Here is a 20,355-nt window from a genome sequence, read left to right as displayed (position 1 = left end):
GTTGTCCGCCCCCTATCTTCTTCCTTCTTTAATTGCGTAAAATGCTTCAATTCTAGCCTGCTCACTGCTCATGCCCTGTTCTTCCATCTGAACGATAGTAGAAAGCATTTTCTCGTAATCAATCGGAATGATTTTCTTAAATTTCGGCAGATAATCGGTAAAGTGGTCCAGAATTTCTTTTCCGCTCTCAGAATTCGTATAAGCCACATGCTCTTCGATCATTTCTTTCAACTCGTTGATTTCAAACTTCGAAGTTACTCGTTCAATATTTACCATCTGCTTATTAATATTCTTATAAAGATCACTGTTCAGATCCAGTACATAAGCGACACCGCCGCTCATTCCGGCTGCAAAGTTCTTTCCAGTCTTGCCAAGAACAACAACGCATCCGCCGGTCATGTACTCACATCCATGATCACCAACACCTTCTACAACTGCTTTTGCGCCAGAGTTTCGGACTGCAAAACGCTCACCTGCCACACCATTGATAAAAGCTTTACCACTGGTTGCTCCGTAAAGTGCAACATTTCCTATTATAATATTCTCTTCGTGTTTAAATGTAACACCCTTCGGTGGATACACGATCAGTTTTCCGCCTGAGAGACCTTTACCAAAATAATCATTGCCGTCTCCTACAAGTTCCAGTGTCAGACCCTTTGGAATAAATGCACCAAATGATTGACCGCCTGCTCCGGTACATTTGATCACATAACTGTCTTCCTCTACACCTTCCGGATATCTTCTTGTAATTTCTGATCCGAAAATTGTTCCAAATGTACGGTTGGTGTTCGTGACATCGACTTCCAGGCTTCTCTTCTGATGCTTTTCAAGTGCCGGAAGCAGTTCTTTTACAAGGACTCTTTCGTCCAGCGTCTTCTCCAGTTCGAAATCATAAATCTTCTTTGGATTATAAGTCATTGGTGTCTTTGTTCCCTCATAAGGGTTTTGCAGGATCTGGCTTAAATCCAGTGTTGCTGCACGATCAGATGTCGGCACTTCTTTGACTTTCAGAAGGTCAGTCCTTCCAACCAGTTCATCAATCGTACGAACACCTAATTTTGCCATATATTCGCGCAGATTCTGTGCGATGAATCTCATAAAGTTGATGACGTATTCCGGTTTTCCGCGGAAGTTTTTGCGAAGTTCCGGATTCTGTGTTGCCACACCAACCGGACATGTATCCAGATTACATACCCGCATCATAACGCATCCCATAGTTACAAGTGGTGCTGTCGCAAATCCAAATTCCTCTGCTCCAAGGATTGCTGCAATTGCCACGTCACGACCACTCATCAATTTTCCATCTGTCTCAATACGGACACGTTCACGCAGTCCATTTTGGATCAACGTCTGATGTGTTTCCGCAAGTCCAAGCTCCCAAGGAAGTCCTGCATTGTGGATAGAACTCTTAGCCGCCGCTCCGGTTCCTCCATCATATCCAGAGATCAGGATCAGTCCGGCTCCTGCTTTTGCGACTCCGGCTGCGACAGTTCCAACACCTGCTTCAGATACAAGTTTTACGGAAATCCTTGCGTCTTTATTTGCATTTTTACAGTCGTAAATGAGCTGTGCCAGATCCTCGATAGAGTAAATATCGTGATGCGGTGGTGGTGAGATCAGGCTGACACCTGGCGTAGAATGTCTTGTCTTGGCAATCCACGGATAGACCTTTCCTCCTGGAAGATGTCCACCTTCTCCTGGTTTTGCACCCTGTGCCATTTTAATCTGAATCTCTTTTGCGCTGACAAGATATCTGCTTGTTACACCAAATCGTCCGGAAGCGACTTGCTTAATTGCAGAACATTTTTCTGTATCCAGACGCTCGATTTCTTCACCGCCTTCACCGCTGTTGGATTTACCATGCAGACGGTTCATGGCGATTGCAAGCGTCTCATGTGCCTCCTTGGAAATGGATCCGTAGGACATAGCACCTGTCTTGAATCGCTGAACGATTTCATCCACACTCTCTACTTCTTCAATCGGAATACCTTTCTTCGGATAATTAAAATCAAGCTGACCTCGCAGATTAATGTGGGCACCTTCTTCATTTACCATATCTGTGTACTGCTTAAACATTTCATAATTGCCAAGTCTTGTAGACTGTTGAAGCATATGGATCGTACGTGGATTGTACAGATGTTCCTCGCCACAGCTTCTGGATTTGTGTTGTCCGAGACTGTCCAGTGTCAGATCTACTTCCAGTCCAAGTGGATCAAATGCCTGAGAATGTCTTGCAAGATAATCCTGTGCAATCTCCTCAATACCGATGCCGCCAACACGGCTGACTGTATCTGTAAAATATTTGTTAATAAATTCTTCTTTTAATCCAATGGCCTCGAAAATCTTTGCTCCCTGATAAGACTGAATTGTGGAAATACCCATTTTAGAAGCAATTTTTACAATGCCGCTTAAGATTCCGTGATTGTAATCATCAACTGCAGCGTAATAATCTTTCTGCAGCATGCCTGTATCAATAAGCTGACGGATTGTCTCATGTGCAAGATATGGATTGACTGCGCATGCTCCATATCCAAGTAATGTCGCAAAATGATGTACTTCTCTTGGCTCTCCGGTCTCAAGAATGATTGCAACGGAAGTTCTCTTCTTCGTGCGCACCAGATGCTGTTGCAGTCCGGACAATGCCAGAAGTGACGGCATAGCCACATGATACTCGTCAACACCACGGTCAGAAAGGATCAAAATATTCGCTCCGTCACGGATTGCACGATCTACTTCGATAAACAGGTAATCCATTGCTTTTTCCAGACTGGAATTTTTATAATAAATAGTCGGAATCTCTGCAATTTTGAATCCATCCTGTTTCATGTTCTTAATCTTCAGAAGGTCAACATTTGTAAGGATTGGATTATTGACCTTGAGCATCTTGCAGTTTTCTGCTTTTTCTTCCAGAAGATTTCCGTCTGCTCCGATGTATACAGTCGTGGATGTTACCACTTCCTCACGGATTGCGTCAATCGGTGGATTCGTAACTTGTGCAAATAACTGTTTAAAATAATTGAACAGGTTCTGATGCTTATCCGAAAGTACTGCAAGTGGTGTGTCAATACCCATGGCAGCAGTTCCTTCTCCACCGTTGAGTGCCATATTTTTGATAGAAGTTTCTACTTCCTCATAAGAATAACCAAATGCTTTCTGAAGTCTCTTAAGATCCTCTGGTTTGTAGGTCGGTACTAACTGGTTCGGAATTTTCAGATTCTTAAGCTCAATCAGATTGCTGTCCAGCCACTCACCATAAGGCTGTCTGTCCGCATACATTTCTTTCAGCTCTTCGTCTCCGATGACACGTCCCTGAACCGTATCGACCAGAAGCATTTTACCTGGACGAAGTCTTTCTTTTACTATGATTTTCTCTGGTGCAATATCCATAACTCCGACCTCAGATGATAAAATCAACTGATCATCATCTGTAATGTAATATCTGGACGGGCGAAGTCCGTTTCTATCAAGAACTGCTCCCATACAATCTCCATCACTGAACAGAATTGATGCCGGACCATCCCATGGTTCCATCATTGTTGCATAATACTGATAGAAATCTTTCTTCTTCTGGGACATGCTCTTATTATTTGCCCACGGCTCCGGAATAGAAATCATAACTGCCAGTGGAAGTTCCATGCCACTCATGACCATAAATTCAATGGCATTGTCAAGCATAGCGGAGTCAGAACCTGTGGCATTGATTGCCGGAAGGACTTTGTGAAGTTCTCCTTTTAAATCTTCAGATTCCATATTTTCCTCTCTTGCCTGCATCTTATCCCTGTTACCACGGATTGTATTAATCTCGCCGTTGTGTACAATAAAACGGTTCGGATGTGCTCTCTCCCAGCTTGGATTCGTGTTCGTACTGAATCTGGAATGAACCAGTGCAATGGCAGATTCATAATCCTTATCCTGAAGATCTGCAAAAAAGAGACGTAACTGATCTACCAGAAACATTCCCTTATAAGCAATCGTTCTGCTTGACAGTGAAGCTACATAAGTATCATCGCTGCTCTGCTCAAAGACACGTCGTACCACATACAGACGTCTGTCGAAGTCAATTCCTTTTTCAACCTTTTCCGGCCGCTTGATAAATCCCTGCATGATGCATGGCATACACTCTACTGCACGACTTCCAAGCACATCCGGATGTACCGGTACTTCTCGCCAGCCCAGGAATTCCATTCCTTCTTTTTCCACAATCACTTCAAAGATATTCTTTGCCTGATTTCTTTTCAGTTCGTCCTGAGGGAAGAAAAACATACCTACGCCGTAATCTCTCTCAGAACCTAAAAAGATGCCGAAAGGTTTACAGACTTTGGAGAAAAACTTGTGAGAAATCTGTAACAGAATTCCTACTCCATCACCTGTCTTACCTTCGGCATCTTTGCCCGCTCTATGTTCTAATTGTTCTACAATCTTTAATGCATTCGCCACGGTATCGTGACTTTTCTGGCCCTTGATATTGACGATTGCTCCAATACCACAGTTATCGTGTTCAAACGAAGGACGATACAAGCCAGCATTTTTCTGTCGCTGTTGCCCGTTCATAATATCTGAGTCCTTTCTTACATTTTTTATTTTTTCCTACTATACACCCATTTTTCAAATTTGTAAATAAAAACTTCTTTTTAAATTGTCAGATAATTAGATATTTTATGATTGTAAAAGGAGTAGTCTGATAACTACCCCTCGTTTTGGCTATTATTTTTAGTTGTATCTGTGTTCAATCTCTGAATCATAACATAAATACTTGATGCAATAAATGCACATAACACTGTTGAAATTCCGACACGCATCGGATCTTTGAACAACCAGTCGAACCATTGGAACTGCGTTCCAACCACTGACAGGATATTCGCTGTAATATGCGCAAGTATCGGTGCTTTCACAGAACCATATTTTTCATACACATAACAGAACATCATGCCCATGATAAAACCATAAAGTCCCTGGACAAGATTGCCATGGGTAAATGCAAATACGAGTGATGAATACAAAGCCGCTGCCCAAAACGGTGAAGTATAACGTAATCTTTTATAGACAAGTCCTCTGTACACCAGTTCTTCACATGTCGGCATCAAAATTCCAAGCACGAGAATCTGCACTGCAAATCCCTGTCCGTATAAAGTCTGCATTGTATCGGAATAAGTTTCACTCGCTGCTGACAGATTACTTAAAAATATCAGATTATTAAGCCCAAGTGCCATAACTGCAAACATCACTATAATTGCAATATATTTCCAAATTGACGCTTTTTCCGTTACAATCCCAAGCTCTTTTTCTTTTCTGCTGTCTCTGTGAAATAAAAATAACATGACTGGAATCGTAATCAGCGCTGCCACGCCCTCAATATAAACAGCCCAGTTCATTAGCTCATTTGTGATCTGATCATATAATTTTCCGGACTGTGCTGTACTCTGCGCAATCTGCATCATCGCATCTGCATCTCCACCTGTCATCTGCATCAGATGTACGCCTGCAAGAAGTGATACCGCCGCCATATATACAAGATATGCAATTCCCAGTTTGATAAGCACAGATCCCCAGATATACCAGAAGCCTCTCCCGCCTCTTGTTTTCTGTTCCATCTATTTACTTCCTTTCCTTTTGCTGCTGATCCACTTTTCATTGTACCTTCACCGAAAACTCCTCTATTCGGCACGATGTTAATTGTACTTCTTTTCTACAGCAGATGCAATTAAAAAAGTATGAAATCTTCCAACGCTTCCCGGCTGGCACTGTCGTAATCTGCCATACTCTGAGATTTCCGGATCCTTTTCAGCGCCTTCTTCGCTTCCGGAGCGTTCTGTCCCATATATGCCCACAGCTCTTTTAACTTAAATAACGTATTTTTCTCACCCATTCCCACTTCCAGATAATCACATTTAATCTGTTCAAGAAATGCATGGATTTCCTTTTTATATCTGTCTGCACTCTGCATTTTTCGTGACGTTTCTTCTTTTTTCCACTCAGTCACATCTATATCAGTTGTCTTTTTCACATCTGTTTTTTCTCTCATACGGATAAGGTCAAGCAGAGCCGGATTCATTAAAATCCCTCTTCCAAGCATAAAGGTATCTACCTGCGGAAATTCCCGTTTCATCTCTTCATAACTTTCTGGCGTAAAAATATCTCCGTTATAGCAAAGCGGAATCTTACTTTCCTCCACCGCATCATGAAACGCACCAAGATTCGGTTGATTTTTATAAAAATCCTTCTGTACCCGCGGATGAATAATCAGTTCCTCTACCGGATACTGATTGTAAATATCAAGAAGCCGCGCAAATTCTTCCGGATCATCTTTTCCAATTCTTGTCTTAATAGAAATTTTCACATCACATTTTTTAAAAATCTCATCCAAAAACCGATCCAATCCGTCCGGATCTGCAAGAAATCCAGAACCACGCCCTTTAGACACAACTGTCTTTGAAGGGCAGCCCAGGTTCAGATTCACCTCTTCATAACCATAGGCCTTCAGTTTCTCAACCGTATGTAAAAATGACTCCGCCTGATTGCTCATAATCTGTGGCACAAGATTCATGCCCGGACTGTGCTCTGGCATCACATCATTCTTCTCCTTCGTACTGAACCCCTTCTTCGTATGTGGTACCAGAAAGGGCGTAAAATACTTATCCATCGGTGCAAAATGCTGATGATAAGCCCGACGATATATATAAGTTGTAATCCCCTCAAGCGGAGCAAGGTAATACTTCACAAAAAATCCTTCCCATTTTTATTCACAATGCACAAAGGTGACACCACAAATCAATGATGGGGACGTAGTACTTTAACATTTCACTACATCCTTTGTTAAATAATTGCCCATCTCATTTTTGTGCATTTTGCGCGTGGATTTCTTGCGCATTCCTGTGCTGATGGACGAATCACGTCTTTACAGATTTCGCTGTAAATTCCTGCTTTTTTTCCTTCTTTAAAAGCTCGTTTCACAAGTCTGTCTTCCCCGGAATGAAAGGTCAGGATTGCAATTCTTCCACCTGGGTTCATGACTTGTGGCAGTTTATCTAAGAATGCATATAACACTTCAAATTCCTGGTTCACATCGATGCGAAGTGCCTGGAATGTTCTCTGACATGATTTCTTGACCGCCTCTTTTTTCTCTTTCTCCGGAAGAAATGTCAGAGCTTCTTCGATTGCTTCTTTTAATTCTGTTGTAGTTTCCGGAGATTTCCCGTGTTTTCTCCAATTTATCAGCACTTCTGTTATCTCTGCTGCGTATGGTTCATCAGAGTTTTCCACCAGCATTCCTTCTATTTCTTCTGCGTCCATGCTTTTCAAACGCTGTGCCGCACTTTCTCCTTTTTGTGGGTTCATGCGCAAATCCAAAGGTCCGTCAAATTTGTAAGTAAAACCGCGTTCCGGGTTATCGATCTGCATAGAGGATACACCAAGATCTGCCAGTACAAAGTCAAACTTTCCATGTTCTTCTGCCACTTTGTCAATGTCTGCAAAATTGCATAATTTCACAGTCAAAATATCTTCTCCATATCCAAGATCACGCAGTCTCTTTTTTGTCTTCTCGGACTCAATCGGATCCACGTCAAGACCATAAATGTGACCATGTCCTTCCAGCTTTTCCAACATCTTTCTTGTGTGTCCGCCATAGCCAAGTGTTGCATCCAGTCCATGCTGTCCCGGTTTGATGTCCAGAAAATCCAGAATCTCCTGCACACAAATGGAAATATGCATACCTGCCGGAGTGCTGCCCTTTCCTATGACCTTTTCAATCGTATCTCCATATTTTTCAGGATTTAATTCCTTATATTTTTCTTCATACTTTTTCGGATGCGTCCCGGAATAACGCTTTCTTCTCTTATGAGGCTTTTGCCCCTGTTTTCCTGATTCTTGTCCGCTTTTTTGTTCTTCCATATTCACATTCTCCAACAAACTGTTACTTTTCCTAAAATCGATAAACACTACAAAACGGAGGCTTTCAAAAAAGGGTTACCCTCTTTTAAAAACCCCCGTCCAACAAACTCAAAATCTACTTCTTTGCTTTTGGCAGAGTTAAGTTTAACACAATCGCTACAATAGTTGCAAGAACTACCGGTGATTTTCCAAATATAGTCGTTACCCAGTCCGGGAACTGTGCCAGTGATGCACTTGCCTGAGTCACACCCATGCCGACTGCAACTGCAAGTCCAACAACTGTTGTATTGCGGAAATCCATCGGCTCTGTTGTAATCAGCTTCATACCTGTCATTGCAATTGATGCAAATACAGAAATTGTTGCTCCTCCCAGCACGCAATAAGGAATCGTAGTCAGTATTGATGAAAATTTCGGAATCAATCCGGCCGCCATCAGAATTGCAGCAGCAATTCCAAGCACTCTGCGGCTGATAACTTTTGTTGTAGATACAATACCTACATTCTGGCTGTAAGTTGCTGTCGGAAGTCCACCGAAAAATGCGCAAAAAATATTGCTGATTCCATAGCCTACAATACCACCGGATAATTCCGTATCTGTCGGCATACGATCCATAGAACCTGTTGTAGTTGCAGAGAAATCTCCAATTGCCTGCACAGAGTTAATAGCAAACAAAATACCAAGTGCTACGCAAGATGAAGGCTCAAACTTAATTCCAAAATGCATCGGCTTCGGAAGCTGGAAGATTGCCGCTTGTGCAACCGAAGAAAAATCTACCATTCCAAAACAAAGTGCTACAATATATCCACCAATAATTCCAATTAAGATAGATGCCAGTTTCCAGATACCTTTTCCAAAATGATTAAGTGTCGTTACAATAATCAATGTAATAATTGCTACGAGCCAGTTCTTCCATGAACCGTAATTTTCACTGCTGGCTCCTCCGGCCATATAATTGATCGCGGTCGGATACAAAGATAATCCAATAGAAAACACTACCGTACCGGTAATAAGCGGCGGGAAGAACTTGCGGATCCTCTTAATATTTAATCCCACTAAAAGTGCAATGATACCACCAACAATCTGCGCTCCAAGAATCGTTGCAATATCAAAATCCGCGGCAATTGCCTGCATACTTGGCACATATGCGAAACTGATTCCCATCATGACCGGAAGTCCAGCTCCGATAGTGAACCATTTTGTCTTAATAAACGGAAATAACTGAATCAATGTCGTCAATGCAGACATCACAAGTGCTGCCTGAATAAGAATCACAGAGTCTTCCTGTGAAAGACCTGCTACGCCTGCCACGATAATAGAAGGCGTTACGCAGCCGACGATCATAGCCAGTACGTGCTGTATCGCAAGTGGCAGTGATTGTCCAATGGAAGGCTTCCCGTAAAAATCAAACAATGCTTTGTCCATCTGAACAGACTGTTTTGCTTCTTTTGTATCCATTCTTTTCCTCCTGAATCATTTTTTCAACTCATACATTATATAATGCAACGCTTCTATTTGGACACCCTCTGGCTCATTACTTTTTTTAATGTTATTTTTTAGTCATACTTATTTTTCAATTACATTATCTGTCATACGCCTTTACATAGACAAAATTATCATTGGTACGCTCCATACTATATTCCGGATTCAGAATTGCCTCGACAAAATCTCCTCCACCAGATTCTATTGGAATAAGCCGCATTCCGAGCTTCTGTTCCACGTCTTCCACAGTCCAGTCATCCAAAAATACTCTTTCTCCGGTACGAAGCATGTTACATGGAATAATGAGATCTTCTCCTAATCCATGCACATTTTTATCAGCACTTCCTATGTTATCCACAAATTTCTTCGCATCAGAGATTTTTTCCACAAAATGTTTCCTACTATTCTCCTGGTACTCTTTTATCTGAGCAGTCAGATCCTGTCCGGTAATCAGTCCGGATACGGTAATTGTCTCACCAAAGAAATCATTCCTTATGGCAAATACATGGATCTGAAGTCCCGGAAATGCCTCCATCATACGCTCTGCAAATGAACAAATGGTTGCGTAAGTCAATTTTCCGGTCGCGATTGTGACCGTGCGCTTCACTTCTTCACGCATTTTGAGATATCCAGGATTGCTTTTCACCTGCTCAAGCGCTTCCGTGAATTCTGTAATGAAAAGCCGCATCATACCGACACCATTTTCCAACTGGATATATCCGTCATACCGCTCTTCTTCCGGAAAATCACGTCCAGCGGTAATATACCATTCATCGCTTGCATGCATAAAATGAAGTCCATATTCTTCATAATATTTTTTCTGACGGCTCTCGATCATATCAATAATCTCTCCAGCCTCTTCTTTCGTAAAAAGTTCCAGCGGATAAAGATTGTCTCTGTACTTCGTGATACCCGCAGGCACAACAGAGACACTGCGCATAAACGGAAGATATTTTGACAGATCGTCCATCGTGCGTTCCAGCTCTTTTCCATCATTCACACCTTTACAACACACGATCTGACCATTCATCTCCACATGACCTTCATAAAGCTGATCTAAAAATTTCAACTTTTCTCCTGCAAATCGGTTATTCAGCATTTTACAACGAAGTTCCGGGTTCGTAGTCTGCACGGAAATGTTGATCGGCGCCAGCTGCATCTTGATAATGCGGTCTACGTCCTTTTCTTTCATATTAGTCAGCGTAATATAATTTCCCTGTAAGAAAGAAAGTCTGGAATCATCATCTTTAAAATATAAGGTCTCTCGCATATTCGGCGGCATCTGATCAATAAAACAAAAAATGCATTTATTGCTGCATGATTTGTAATCACTCATCAACTGATTCTCGAATTCGATACCAAGATCGTCATCGTAATCCTTGTCGATTTCCAGAACCCATTCTTCTCCATCCGGTTTGCGAATAAGCACTTCTATATATTCGTCCTTTATCATATAACGATAATCAAACACATCTTCAATTGACTGATCATTGATCGACAGCAGTACATCTCCCGGTTCAATCTCCAATTCTTCTGCGATGGAGCCCGGATAGACTTCCTTAATCAAATGTTCTACCTTCTTCATCTGGATTCCATCCTCCTTTCTTCGTTATTTATCATTTATAATCTGTTATCAACGTTTATCTTTTCATTTTCAGCTTTCGCATTTCTTGCACTTTTTATGTGCTCTGCTTCGTTGATCTGCTTCAGAGCCCTTACATATCCGCCAATCAGCATCAATGTCATAAAAATCCAGATAATCGGCTCTGTATAGATAACTCCAGTGTATCCCAAAACTGGCACGATCCAGATCGTGGATACTATTTTCAACACAAGTTCCAGAATACTGGACGCCACCGGAATGACTTTATGTTCCAGCCCCTGAAGAGAACAGCGCAATACAAACAGTGGTCCAAGTACAAAATAAAATGACGTATTTCTTGTCAGATAACGGTATGCCGTATCCAAAATATAGGTATCATTACTGCTTGTGATCCAATGAATCAATGGGTGTCCAAATATCCAGCAAAATGTGGTAAATATAACTCCCTGCACAAGTACGATCACAAATGCCTGATGGATTCCCTTTTTTATCCGGTCATATTCTCCTGCCCCCAGATTCTGGCTGGCATAAGTCGTCATAGCCATGCCTGTACACAGCATCGGAACATTGGTCAGTTCCTCGATTCTTCTTGCCGCAATATGCGCCGTCACAATCTTCGTACCAAGTCTGTTTACTGCAGTCTGGAAAATCACGGTACCGATACTCACAAAACAGGACATCATACCAAGTGAAATTCCAAATACGGTCATCTCCTGATACTTTCTCCTCTGCATCTGCCATTCCTGCCCCTTTGGTACAAGTTCCCGGAACCTAAAAAGCAAGTATGCCATACACAGAACTCCTGCAATACACTGGGCAATATTGGTCGCATGCGCTGCACCGCGAAGTCCCATGGAAAATGTATGCACAAAAAGAATATCCAGAAAAATGTTCAAAATGACTGCAACTGCAAGGCATAAAAGCGGAATCCGGCTTTCTCCGACCGCTCTCAATATATTGGCACTGTAATTGTAAAGAGAAATGAATGCTGTCCCCATAATAATAATTCGGATATATTGAAGTGCCTCTTCCATAATATCTGCCGGTGTGTCCAATATATGCAAAAGCCCTTCTATCCCAAGAAGCGCACCTACTGTAAGAATCAGCGTCATTGCAACTGTCATAATAAAACTTCCTGCCACATAACGTCGCATATTCTTATAATCTCCTGCTCCAAAACATCTGGATATCGGAATTCCAAATCCCTGGGTCACTCCATTCACAAAACCAATAATCAGATTCGCAATAACTGCTGTTGCACCAACTGCTGCAAATGCCTGTGTCCCTACATAAGTGCTGACAATTTTACCATCTGCCAGATTATATAATTGTTGTAAAAGATTTCCAAAAATAATGGGCAGGGCAAAGGTCATTATAACCTTTGCCGGACTGCCCTTCGTCAATTCCCTCATAGAATAACATTTACTCTTTCTGCTAAAACCAATGTATGAACTATCTCTGAACTCTTGCTCCTGCACCACCCATGATAGCTTCTACTTCTTTCTTGCTAGCCATAGTTGTGTCTCCAGGTGTTGTCATAGCAAGTGCTCCGTGAGCTGCTCCGTAGTTAACCGCAAGCTCTGCATCCTCTGTTGTCATCAGTCCATAGATAAGTCCTGATGCGAAAGAGTCTCCTCCACCTACACGGTCCATGATTTCAAGTCCCTTGTAGTCTTTTGCTTTGTGGATTTCTCCATCTGCCCAGCAGATAGCGCTCCAGTCGTTCACTGTAGCTGTCTTAACCTCACGAAGAGTTGTTGCAACAGCTTTGAAGTTCGGGTATGTCTTAGCTGCTTCATTGATCATCTTCTTGTATCCGTCAAGATTAAGCTGCTTGAGATCTTTGTCGTTACCCTCAATCTCAAATCCGAGGCATGCTGTAAAGTCTTCCTCGTTACCGATCATAACGTCTACATATTTTGCGATCTCTTTGTTCACTTCCTGAGCTTTCTCCTGTCCACCGATTGCACTCCACATAGAAGGACGGTAGTTCAGATCGTAAGATACGATTGTTCCATACTTCTTAGCTGCCTTGATAGCTGCAAGTACAGTCTCACATGACTGCTCGGAAAGAGCCGCATAGATTCCGCCTGTATGTAACCAGCGAACTCCAAGCTCACCAAAGATATAATCAAAATCAAAATCTTCCGGTGTTGCCTGAGCGATTGCTGTATTCGCACGGTCAGAGCATCCTACTGCACCACGGATACCAAATCCACGCTCTGTAAAGTTGATACCATTTCTGCAGATACGTCCGATTCCGTCTGTCTTCTTCCAGTTAATTAAAGATGTATCTACTCCACCCTGAAGAATAAAGTCCTCCATCAGTTTGCCAACTTCGTTATCAGCAAATGCTGTGATAACTGCAGTCTTCATACCGAAACATCTTCTAAGTCCGCGGACAACGTTGTACTCTCCGCCGCCTTCCCATGCACGGAAGTTTCTTGCTGTACGGATTCTTCCCTCACCCGGATCAAGACGAAGCATAACCTCACCTAATGATACTGCGTCAAACTGGCACTCCTCTTTTGGTCTTAAATTCAGATTCATTTTCATTTCCTCCTAGGATTAAATTATTAAAATTATAAGTAATCCATATATCATCATCGGTACTATTATACAATCAACACTCTGGAAAATCCAGCACGAAATACTCGAAAATAGGGAAAACCTGCAAAAACCGTGAATTTCTATAAAAATTAATGCTTTATAGCAAATCTTGACAGCAGTTTCTTCTGCTCTTTGTAATCCGGCATATACTTCTCCACTTCTTTCCAGAATGCTTTCGAATGATTCATAAATCTGCGGTGTGCCAGCTCATGGATCACTACATAATCCACAATCCGGTCCGGCACAAACAACAGTCTGCAATTAAAATTGAGATTTCCTTCACTGCTACAGCTTCCCCATCTGGTCTTCTGATTCCGCATAGTGATCCGTCCGTAACTGACACCCATAACAGATGCGTAATACGACACCTTTTCTTCTATAAATGTCTGTATACGCTCTCTATCGCTTTCTTCTGTCACTTCCGGAAGATACACAATATCCGGGCGGTTGTCTCTTGAAAGAACCAGTTTTCTCTTCTTAAATATCCAATCTGCATGTCCCTCAATAAATTCCTGCACAGCATAATCCATCACCTGCATCGGAACTCTGGCACAGACCGTCCCATCTGCTTTCACCTGAAGTCCCATCGAACGTCTGGATGAGCGGATGATCTGTACCTCTACCGGTTCTTCATTTTTCTGTTCTACCCTATATATTTTCATTTGATCCATAATTCACCACCATATATCAGTTTCACAATCGCACAACACATCTATCGTCTTCCTTTTATTATTAAGATAAGGTTCTCTTTTTCTTCTCATAATCATACCAAATCTGACATTAATTAACAATTGTAGGATAGATTATCTTTTCATATCATGGTATGATTATGATGCCTGATGGGATTGTAAAAATCCATTCAAGAATGCCGAGGCATTCTTGCTGCGAGGTGCGCGTCATGCAATTGCATGACATACTTCTACTGTGCACCTCTGCAATCCTGCCGGAGGCTAGCTAAATACATAATTTTTGAATTATGTATGCTGTATTGATAAAAGAAAGGAGCACTAAGATTTTGAGACCTATAGAAAAACTCATTGAAAAAAGAAAAGAAGAATTCATCCGCAACAATCTGATGTCGGATGAGTTTATTGATTTTATACAGAAGAACAAAAAACCAATGGACAAACTGCTCTCTTACTATGCCTGCGCAATTATGGAAGTAGAGACAAAATTCCGTGTTCTGGATCATCAGTATTCTCTGGAATACGACCGCAACCCGATTGAAGACATCAAATCCCGTGTCAAATCCTGGGAGAGCCTTATAAAAAAAGTCCGCCGGAAAGAAATCCCTCTGACACTCTCTTCTATTGAAGAGAATATTCACGATATTGCCGGAGTACGCGTCGTCTGTTCTTTTCCTGATGACATCTACATGCTTGCCGACTGCCTGTTAAATCAGGATGACATCACACTGATTGAAAAAAAGGATTACATAAAAAACCCAAAACCGGGCGGATATCGAAGTCTTCATCTGATTATCAGCGTGCCAATCTTTCTTCAGGACGAAAAGCGCATGGTTACTGTAGAAGTTCAGCTTCGAACCATAGCCATGGATTTCTGGGCAAGTCTGGATCACAAGATCCGCTATAAAAAAAATATTCCGGAAGACAAAGCTCTCTATCTCCAGAATGAGATGCTGGAATGTGCCGAAATCAGCGCCGACCTCGACCGTCGTATGCAGAATGTCCGTGATGTTATCTCGAAAAATGTACCAAAAGAAGAAAAAATCCCATTTCTCGGAGAGCTGATTTAGACTTGATTTCTCCAAATGATTCCGATTATCTTTATATCATAGTTGGGGCAAAAGCCCCAACTATGATGCCTACGGATTGTTCCGTGCTTTGCACTCCCACAACCCTGGCATCATTTAATTGATCAAATACTATTCATCTATTACTCAATCATAGCTTTTCCCTATATCTAACTATAATATTTATTAATATCGCCGATATGTCATCTAGTATTATTACACAAATCTATTTGATATTTTTTACATTTTCCTGTACAATATGCCTTGCATTAGAAAAACGCGTTTTGATCAAGACTACTTTTTAAACAACAACAAAACAAGGTTATTTTAAAGGAGAATTATAAAATGGAACCAAATCAGAAAAAAGCGAACGGTCTGGCGCTCATTCCTTTCGCAGTATTTGTAGGGGTTTACCTGGCTACAGGAATCACCTTGAATGCGATGGGTGTTGAGATGGCATTCTATCAGCTACCTACTCCAATTGCTTCATTTATCGGTATTATTGTTGCTTTTGCTATGTTCAAGGGAAAATTTGATGACAAGTTATCTGTTTTCCTTCACGGTTGTGGAGAAGAAAATATCATGATCATGTGTATGGTCTTCTTGTTTGCCGGAGCATTTACATCTGTTTCTTCCGCAATGGGCGGTGTTGACTCCGTTGTAAATCTGGGTATGACTTTCATTCCTCCACAGTTCATCGCTGCAGGTGTTTTCGTAATATCAGCATTCATTTCCATCTCAACAGGAACTTCTGTTGGAACGGTTACTGCTGTAACACCAATTGCACTTGGACTTGCACAGGCCGGTGGACTCAATCAGTTCCTCGTGGTAGGTGCTACGATCGGTGGATCTATGTTTGGAGATAACTTATCCATGATTTCCGATACAACCATCGCTGCCACACGAACACAGGATGTAGAGATGAAAGACAAATTCCGTGCCAACTTTAAGATTGCTCTTCCTGCTGCACTTGTAACATTTGTTTTATTACTGATTTTCGGTCGTCCGGAAACTTTACCTGCAGTACAGGAATACTCTTACAATATTATAAAAGTTCTGCCATACATCTTCGTACTGGTTGCATCACTGCTCGGTGTCAATGTATTCGCAGTTCTGACTGGCGGAATCCTGTTCTCCGGTGCTATCGGTCTTGCAACCGGAAGCTTTTCCGCACTGGAACTTGCCAACAATGTTTATAACGGCTTTTCCGGAATGTTCGAAATCTTCCTGTTATCTATGATCACAGGTGGTCTTGCTAAAATGGTAGAAAAAGAAGGCGGCTTAGAATGGCTTCTTCAGAAAATCAGCAAAGTTATCAAGAACCGTCAGACTGCAGAGCTCGGTATCGCTGTCATGACTTCTCTGACTAACATTGCAACAGCCAATAACACAGTTGCAATCCTGATCGACAGTACAATTGCAAAAGATATCAGTAAGGAATACGGTGTGGATCCAAAACGTACCGCTTCCCTTCTCGACATCTTTGCCTGTGCTTTCCAGGGAATCCTGCCATATGGTGCACAGATTTTATTTGCCTGCGCTCTTATGGAGAATCTGAACAGCCCGTTCCAGGTAATCACGCAGTGCTGGTATCAGTTCATCCTGATGGCATTTGCAATCCTGTCCATCTTCTTTGCAAAAGGTGTAGATACGAAAAAAGCAACAAACTAATATGTGAGGTTATAAAAAAATATGATAGAACAGTACTTAAAAGGTCTGAAAGTTCCAAAAGATGAACTGACCGCAATTGAACGTAACAAATTGCTGAATGAAGGAAAAGACGTAGACCGGATTATGTGCTGCATAGATTCAGGGGAGACATTGGCTCCCCTGATTGGCTGTACTCTTCCGGAATATTACTTTTCTGCCGAGAAAATGTGTGAACTCGAGGAATATATCTATAATAAGTTCCACTCTGACGGAGCCGGTCTGTCCACAACCTTGCGCGGCATGGCTGAGGCTATGGGATCAAAAATCAAATATTCTGATTACAACATTGCCCAGCTCGAGACTCCTGCCATTTCAAGTCTGGATGAAGCAGACAAATTAAAACTGATAAATGTAGATGAAGACGGACGCCTTCCTATTATTTTAAAAGGTCTGAAAATGGTCAAAGAAAGACTTGGAGACAAAGTCCCTGTGAGCGGGACTGTCACTGGACCATTTACCGTTGCCTCAATGCTTGTTGGAACAGAAAATCTTCTGAAAGGTATGGTAAAACAACCGGATAAAGTCCTTCAAATGATGGACATCATTACAGAAAATAATAACCGTTACATCCAAAGACTCCTGGACATGGGCGTAGGAGTTGGATTTGCAGATCCGGTAAGCTCCACTTCTCTTCTTCGTGTGAAACAATATGAGAAATTTTCACTTCCATTTTTCCAAAAGAATGTAGACTTTATCAAAAGCCAGGGTGGGGGATGTGGTCTTCATATCTGTGGTACAAGCCGTAAATTATGGGAACTTCTGATTCCGACCGGAATCGGTACATTTGGTCCGGACAATGTCGAGGATATGGCAGAAGCCAAGGAAATCCTCGGACCATATATGTGCATTCAGGGAAATGTCCCTCCTGTAGAAGTCATGCGTCTTGGAACTCCTTACGATGTTCTTCGCGCATCCAGAGAAAGTATCCGGAAAGCTTATGACTCCCCGAAAGGTTTCGTGCTGACATCCGGATGCCAGACTCCGATGTTCACACCAGAAGAAAATATGACTGCACTTATGGATGCAGCCCGTATCTTCGGGCATTATCCGATCGATCAGGATTTATTAAGGATGGAGGATTAATCCTCCATCCTTTTAAAATTCAAAATCTGCATAATCTTCCGGCAGGAATCTGTGATAAATGATATGACAGCCTTCATCTTTAAAGCAATAATAGTATCTGTCCTCACTTCCCTCTGGAAATCTCACATAGAAATCAAACTCTCCGTTATTCATCTCTTCTGTGATTGTGTTTTCACTATACTGACCAAACAATTCCAGAATCTTTTTCTTCGTGCAGCCATGTTCTCTCACCAGTTCAATCAGTTCTTTGATAAATTCATTTTCAGCGGTATGCTCATGCACATACTCACTTCCCTGCTCCGGAATATGGAAGCAGAAACGATCTTTTTTATGTGTTACAGCAATTTCTCCGAGTCTTGCTTTCATATCTTCCGGTAAATGTGTCAGTCTCTCTGCCATCTCCTCCACTGTATCCTCAGTATCAAAGAAATGATTCAGCGTGCTGAGTGGATAATATAATCTTACATCTTCTTTTCTATATCCCAGCTTTGCCTGCTCTTCCTTTACAATATCAATCAGGCTCTGTTCCAAACGTTTATATTCCATCTTACCAATCTCCTTTTTACTGCTTTATTTCTTATCAGACACATAGTTGTTCCTGCCTGCTTTCTTCGTATATAAATGATACTTACGGAACATTTCGCACTTCCACAATCCCGGCTCATTATACTACATCCACCTGTATTGTACCATTCTTTCTATAACATTTCGGAATGAACTGCAATTATTTCCATGAAGTTTGACATGGACCCTGTCTATCCCTTATACTAATTTACAGAAATATTCCCGGTATTCCATGTTGCCAGGACATCCCCATATGATGCCTGTAAACTCATTTATTACATTTGAAAATATGTCGGGAATGATACGAAATTCATACATGACAGGAGGATGATAATTATTATGATTATAAAAAATGGACTCGTCGTTGATCCGGCTTTGGGACTTTCCGAAAAGATGGATCTTGCGATTGAAAATGGAACAATTCTGAAAATAGAAAAAAACATTGATACAGATCAAGTTTCAAATGATACCGAAATCCTGGACGCCACAGGACTTGTCGTTGCCCCGGGACTGATTGATACTCATGTACATTTCCGCGATCCGGGATTTACTTATAAGGAAGATCTTCATACCGGTGCACTTGCTGCTGCAAAAGGCGGATTTACAAGTGTCATCTGCATGGCAAATACTTCACCGGTTGTTGACAGTCTCCCTGTGCTCAAAGATCTGATCGACCGCGAGAAAAATGAAGACATCCGTATCTTCCAGGCAGCTGCCATTTCCTGCTCTCTGAAAGGAAAAGAAGCTGTCGATATGGAGGCTATGAAAAATGCCGGTGCATGTGGCTTCACCGATGACGGAATCCCTCTCCTGGACGCTGATTTCTGTTACCGTGCTATGGAACATGCCGCAAAATTAGATGTACCTGTAAGTCTCCATGAGGAAGATCCTTCTTTTATTCAGAATAATGGAATCAATCACGGTGCTATATCTGAAAAGCTTGGCGTTTATGGTTCCCCTTCCATTGCCGAGGAATCGTTGGTTGCCCGTGACTGTCTTCTGGCACTTCGCTCCGGCGCAGATGTTGTTATCCAGCATATCAGCTCTGGTGTCTCTGTAGAAATGGTCCGCACTTTTAAAGCCCTCGGTGCTAAAATTCACGCAGAAGCAACACCGCATCATTTTACTCTGACTGATGAGGCACTTCTGACTTACGGAACGCTGGCCAAAATGAATCCGCCACTTCGCACCGCAAAGGACCGCCAGCAGATCATCGAAGGTCTTGCAGACGGAACCATTGACCTCATTGCCACCGATCATGCTCCTCATAGCATGGAAGAAAAGAATAAACCTCTTACAGAAGCACCAAGCGGAATCACTGGTCTTGAGACTTCTCTTGCACTTGGCATCACAAGTCTTGTAAGACCTGGGCACCTGACTCTGTTACAGCTTCTGGAAAAAATGACTGTCAATCCGGCAAAGCTTTACCATCTCCCATACGGACGGATCAAAGAAGGTGCTGCTGCCGATCTGGTTATCTTTGATCCGGAAGAATGCTGGAAACCTGGCAATTACGCTTCCAAATCCTGCAATACCCCGTTTACCGGACAGGAACTTTTCGGAAAAGTAAAATATACAATCTGTGGCGGTAAAACTGTTTATTCTGATAAATAATGTAAATAATCACTTCATAAAAGTCAAAAGACAGGAAAAAGAACTTCC

14 protein-coding genes are annotated in these 20,355 nt (G+C 41.9%); 4 read left to right on the top strand and 10 right to left on the bottom strand.

The annotated features are described in order from the left end of the window. Positions 1 to 12 precede the first annotated feature (12 nt). From gltB to LI149_RS04935, 9 genes are all read right to left on the bottom strand, one after another. Positions 13 to 4,551, bottom strand: coding sequence for a glutamate synthase large subunit (gene gltB, locus LI149_RS04975; protein ID WP_227143033.1), 4,539 nt, complete (start codon positions 4,549 to 4,551; stop codon positions 13 to 15). 134 nt (positions 4,552 to 4,685) lie between these two features. Beyond that, positions 4,686 to 5,591, bottom strand: a complete 906-nt coding sequence (locus tag LI149_RS04970) for a CPBP family intramembrane glutamic endopeptidase (protein ID WP_117980585.1) — start codon at positions 5,589 to 5,591, stop codon at positions 4,686 to 4,688. Between the two features lie 110 nt (positions 5,592 to 5,701). After that, entirely contained in the window at positions 5,702 to 6,718 is a 1,017-nt protein-coding gene (locus tag LI149_RS04965; RefSeq protein WP_227143032.1) for a tRNA-dihydrouridine synthase, read from the bottom strand. 95 nt (positions 6,719 to 6,813) lie between these two features. Beyond that, complete coding sequence (gene rsmH, locus LI149_RS04960; RefSeq protein ID WP_173785809.1) at positions 6,814 to 7,890, bottom strand: 16S rRNA (cytosine(1402)-N(4))-methyltransferase RsmH; 1,077 nt, start codon at positions 7,888 to 7,890, stop codon at positions 6,814 to 6,816. 115 nt (positions 7,891 to 8,005) lie between these two features. Next, positions 8,006 to 9,346, bottom strand: coding sequence for a uracil-xanthine permease family protein (locus LI149_RS04955; protein WP_168934088.1), 1,341 nt, complete (start codon positions 9,344 to 9,346; stop codon positions 8,006 to 8,008). Positions 9,347 to 9,470: 124 nt separating this feature from the next. Further along, positions 9,471 to 10,955: a DUF512 domain-containing protein gene (locus LI149_RS04950; protein WP_117495722.1), complete on the bottom strand. Its 1,485-nt coding sequence runs from the start codon at positions 10,953 to 10,955 to the stop codon at positions 9,471 to 9,473. Positions 10,956 to 10,990: 35 nt separating this feature from the next. Continuing rightward, entirely contained in the window at positions 10,991 to 12,385 is a 1,395-nt protein-coding gene (locus tag LI149_RS04945) for an MATE family efflux transporter (protein ID WP_227143031.1), read from the bottom strand. Positions 12,386 to 12,425: 40 nt separating this feature from the next. Beyond that, a complete protein-coding gene (locus tag LI149_RS04940; RefSeq protein WP_040015662.1) occupies positions 12,426 to 13,523 on the bottom strand; it encodes a sugar kinase in 1,098 nt (365 codons plus the stop codon). Between the two features lie 149 nt (positions 13,524 to 13,672). Then, on the bottom strand, positions 13,673 to 14,254 hold the full coding sequence (locus LI149_RS04935) for a M48 family metallopeptidase (protein WP_117495719.1): 582 nt from the start codon (positions 14,252 to 14,254) through the stop codon (positions 13,673 to 13,675). Positions 14,255 to 14,598: 344 nt separating this feature from the next. Between LI149_RS04935 and LI149_RS04930 the strand changes: the two genes are divergently transcribed. From LI149_RS04930 to LI149_RS04920, 3 genes are all read left to right on the top strand, one after another. Next, entirely contained in the window at positions 14,599 to 15,339 is a 741-nt protein-coding gene (locus LI149_RS04930) for a GTP pyrophosphokinase family protein (RefSeq protein WP_331464034.1), read from the top strand. Positions 15,340 to 15,681: 342 nt separating this feature from the next. Further along, the gene (locus LI149_RS04925; protein ID WP_117495717.1) at positions 15,682 to 17,007 is read left to right on the top strand and encodes a Na+/H+ antiporter NhaC family protein; all 1,326 of its coding nucleotides are present in this window, start codon (positions 15,682 to 15,684) and stop codon (positions 17,005 to 17,007) included. A 21-nt stretch (positions 17,008 to 17,028) separates the two neighbouring features. Next, positions 17,029 to 18,129 carry a uroporphyrinogen decarboxylase family protein gene (locus tag LI149_RS04920; protein WP_227143029.1) on the top strand — a complete coding sequence of 367 codons (1,101 nt, stop codon included), beginning with the start codon at positions 17,029 to 17,031 and terminating at the stop codon, positions 18,127 to 18,129. Between the two features lie 12 nt (positions 18,130 to 18,141). Here the strand turns inward: LI149_RS04920 and LI149_RS04915 are convergent, their stop codons facing one another. After that, positions 18,142 to 18,675, bottom strand: coding sequence for a DUF3877 family protein (locus LI149_RS04915; RefSeq protein ID WP_005340132.1), 534 nt, complete (start codon positions 18,673 to 18,675; stop codon positions 18,142 to 18,144). Between the two features lie 357 nt (positions 18,676 to 19,032). Between LI149_RS04915 and LI149_RS04910 the strand changes: the two genes are divergently transcribed. Next, entirely contained in the window at positions 19,033 to 20,307 is a 1,275-nt protein-coding gene (locus tag LI149_RS04910) for a dihydroorotase (RefSeq protein WP_227143028.1), read from the top strand. Positions 20,308 to 20,355 lie beyond the last annotated feature (48 nt).

Origin of the sequence: Dorea sp. 210702-DFI.3.17 (assembly GCF_020560825.1) — a bacterium.
GTDB classification, from domain to species: Bacteria; Bacillota; Clostridia; order Lachnospirales; family Lachnospiraceae; genus Dorea; species Dorea formicigenerans.
Note: the sequence above shows the minus strand (reverse complement) of the source record. Positions and strands in the feature narration are given on the sequence as shown.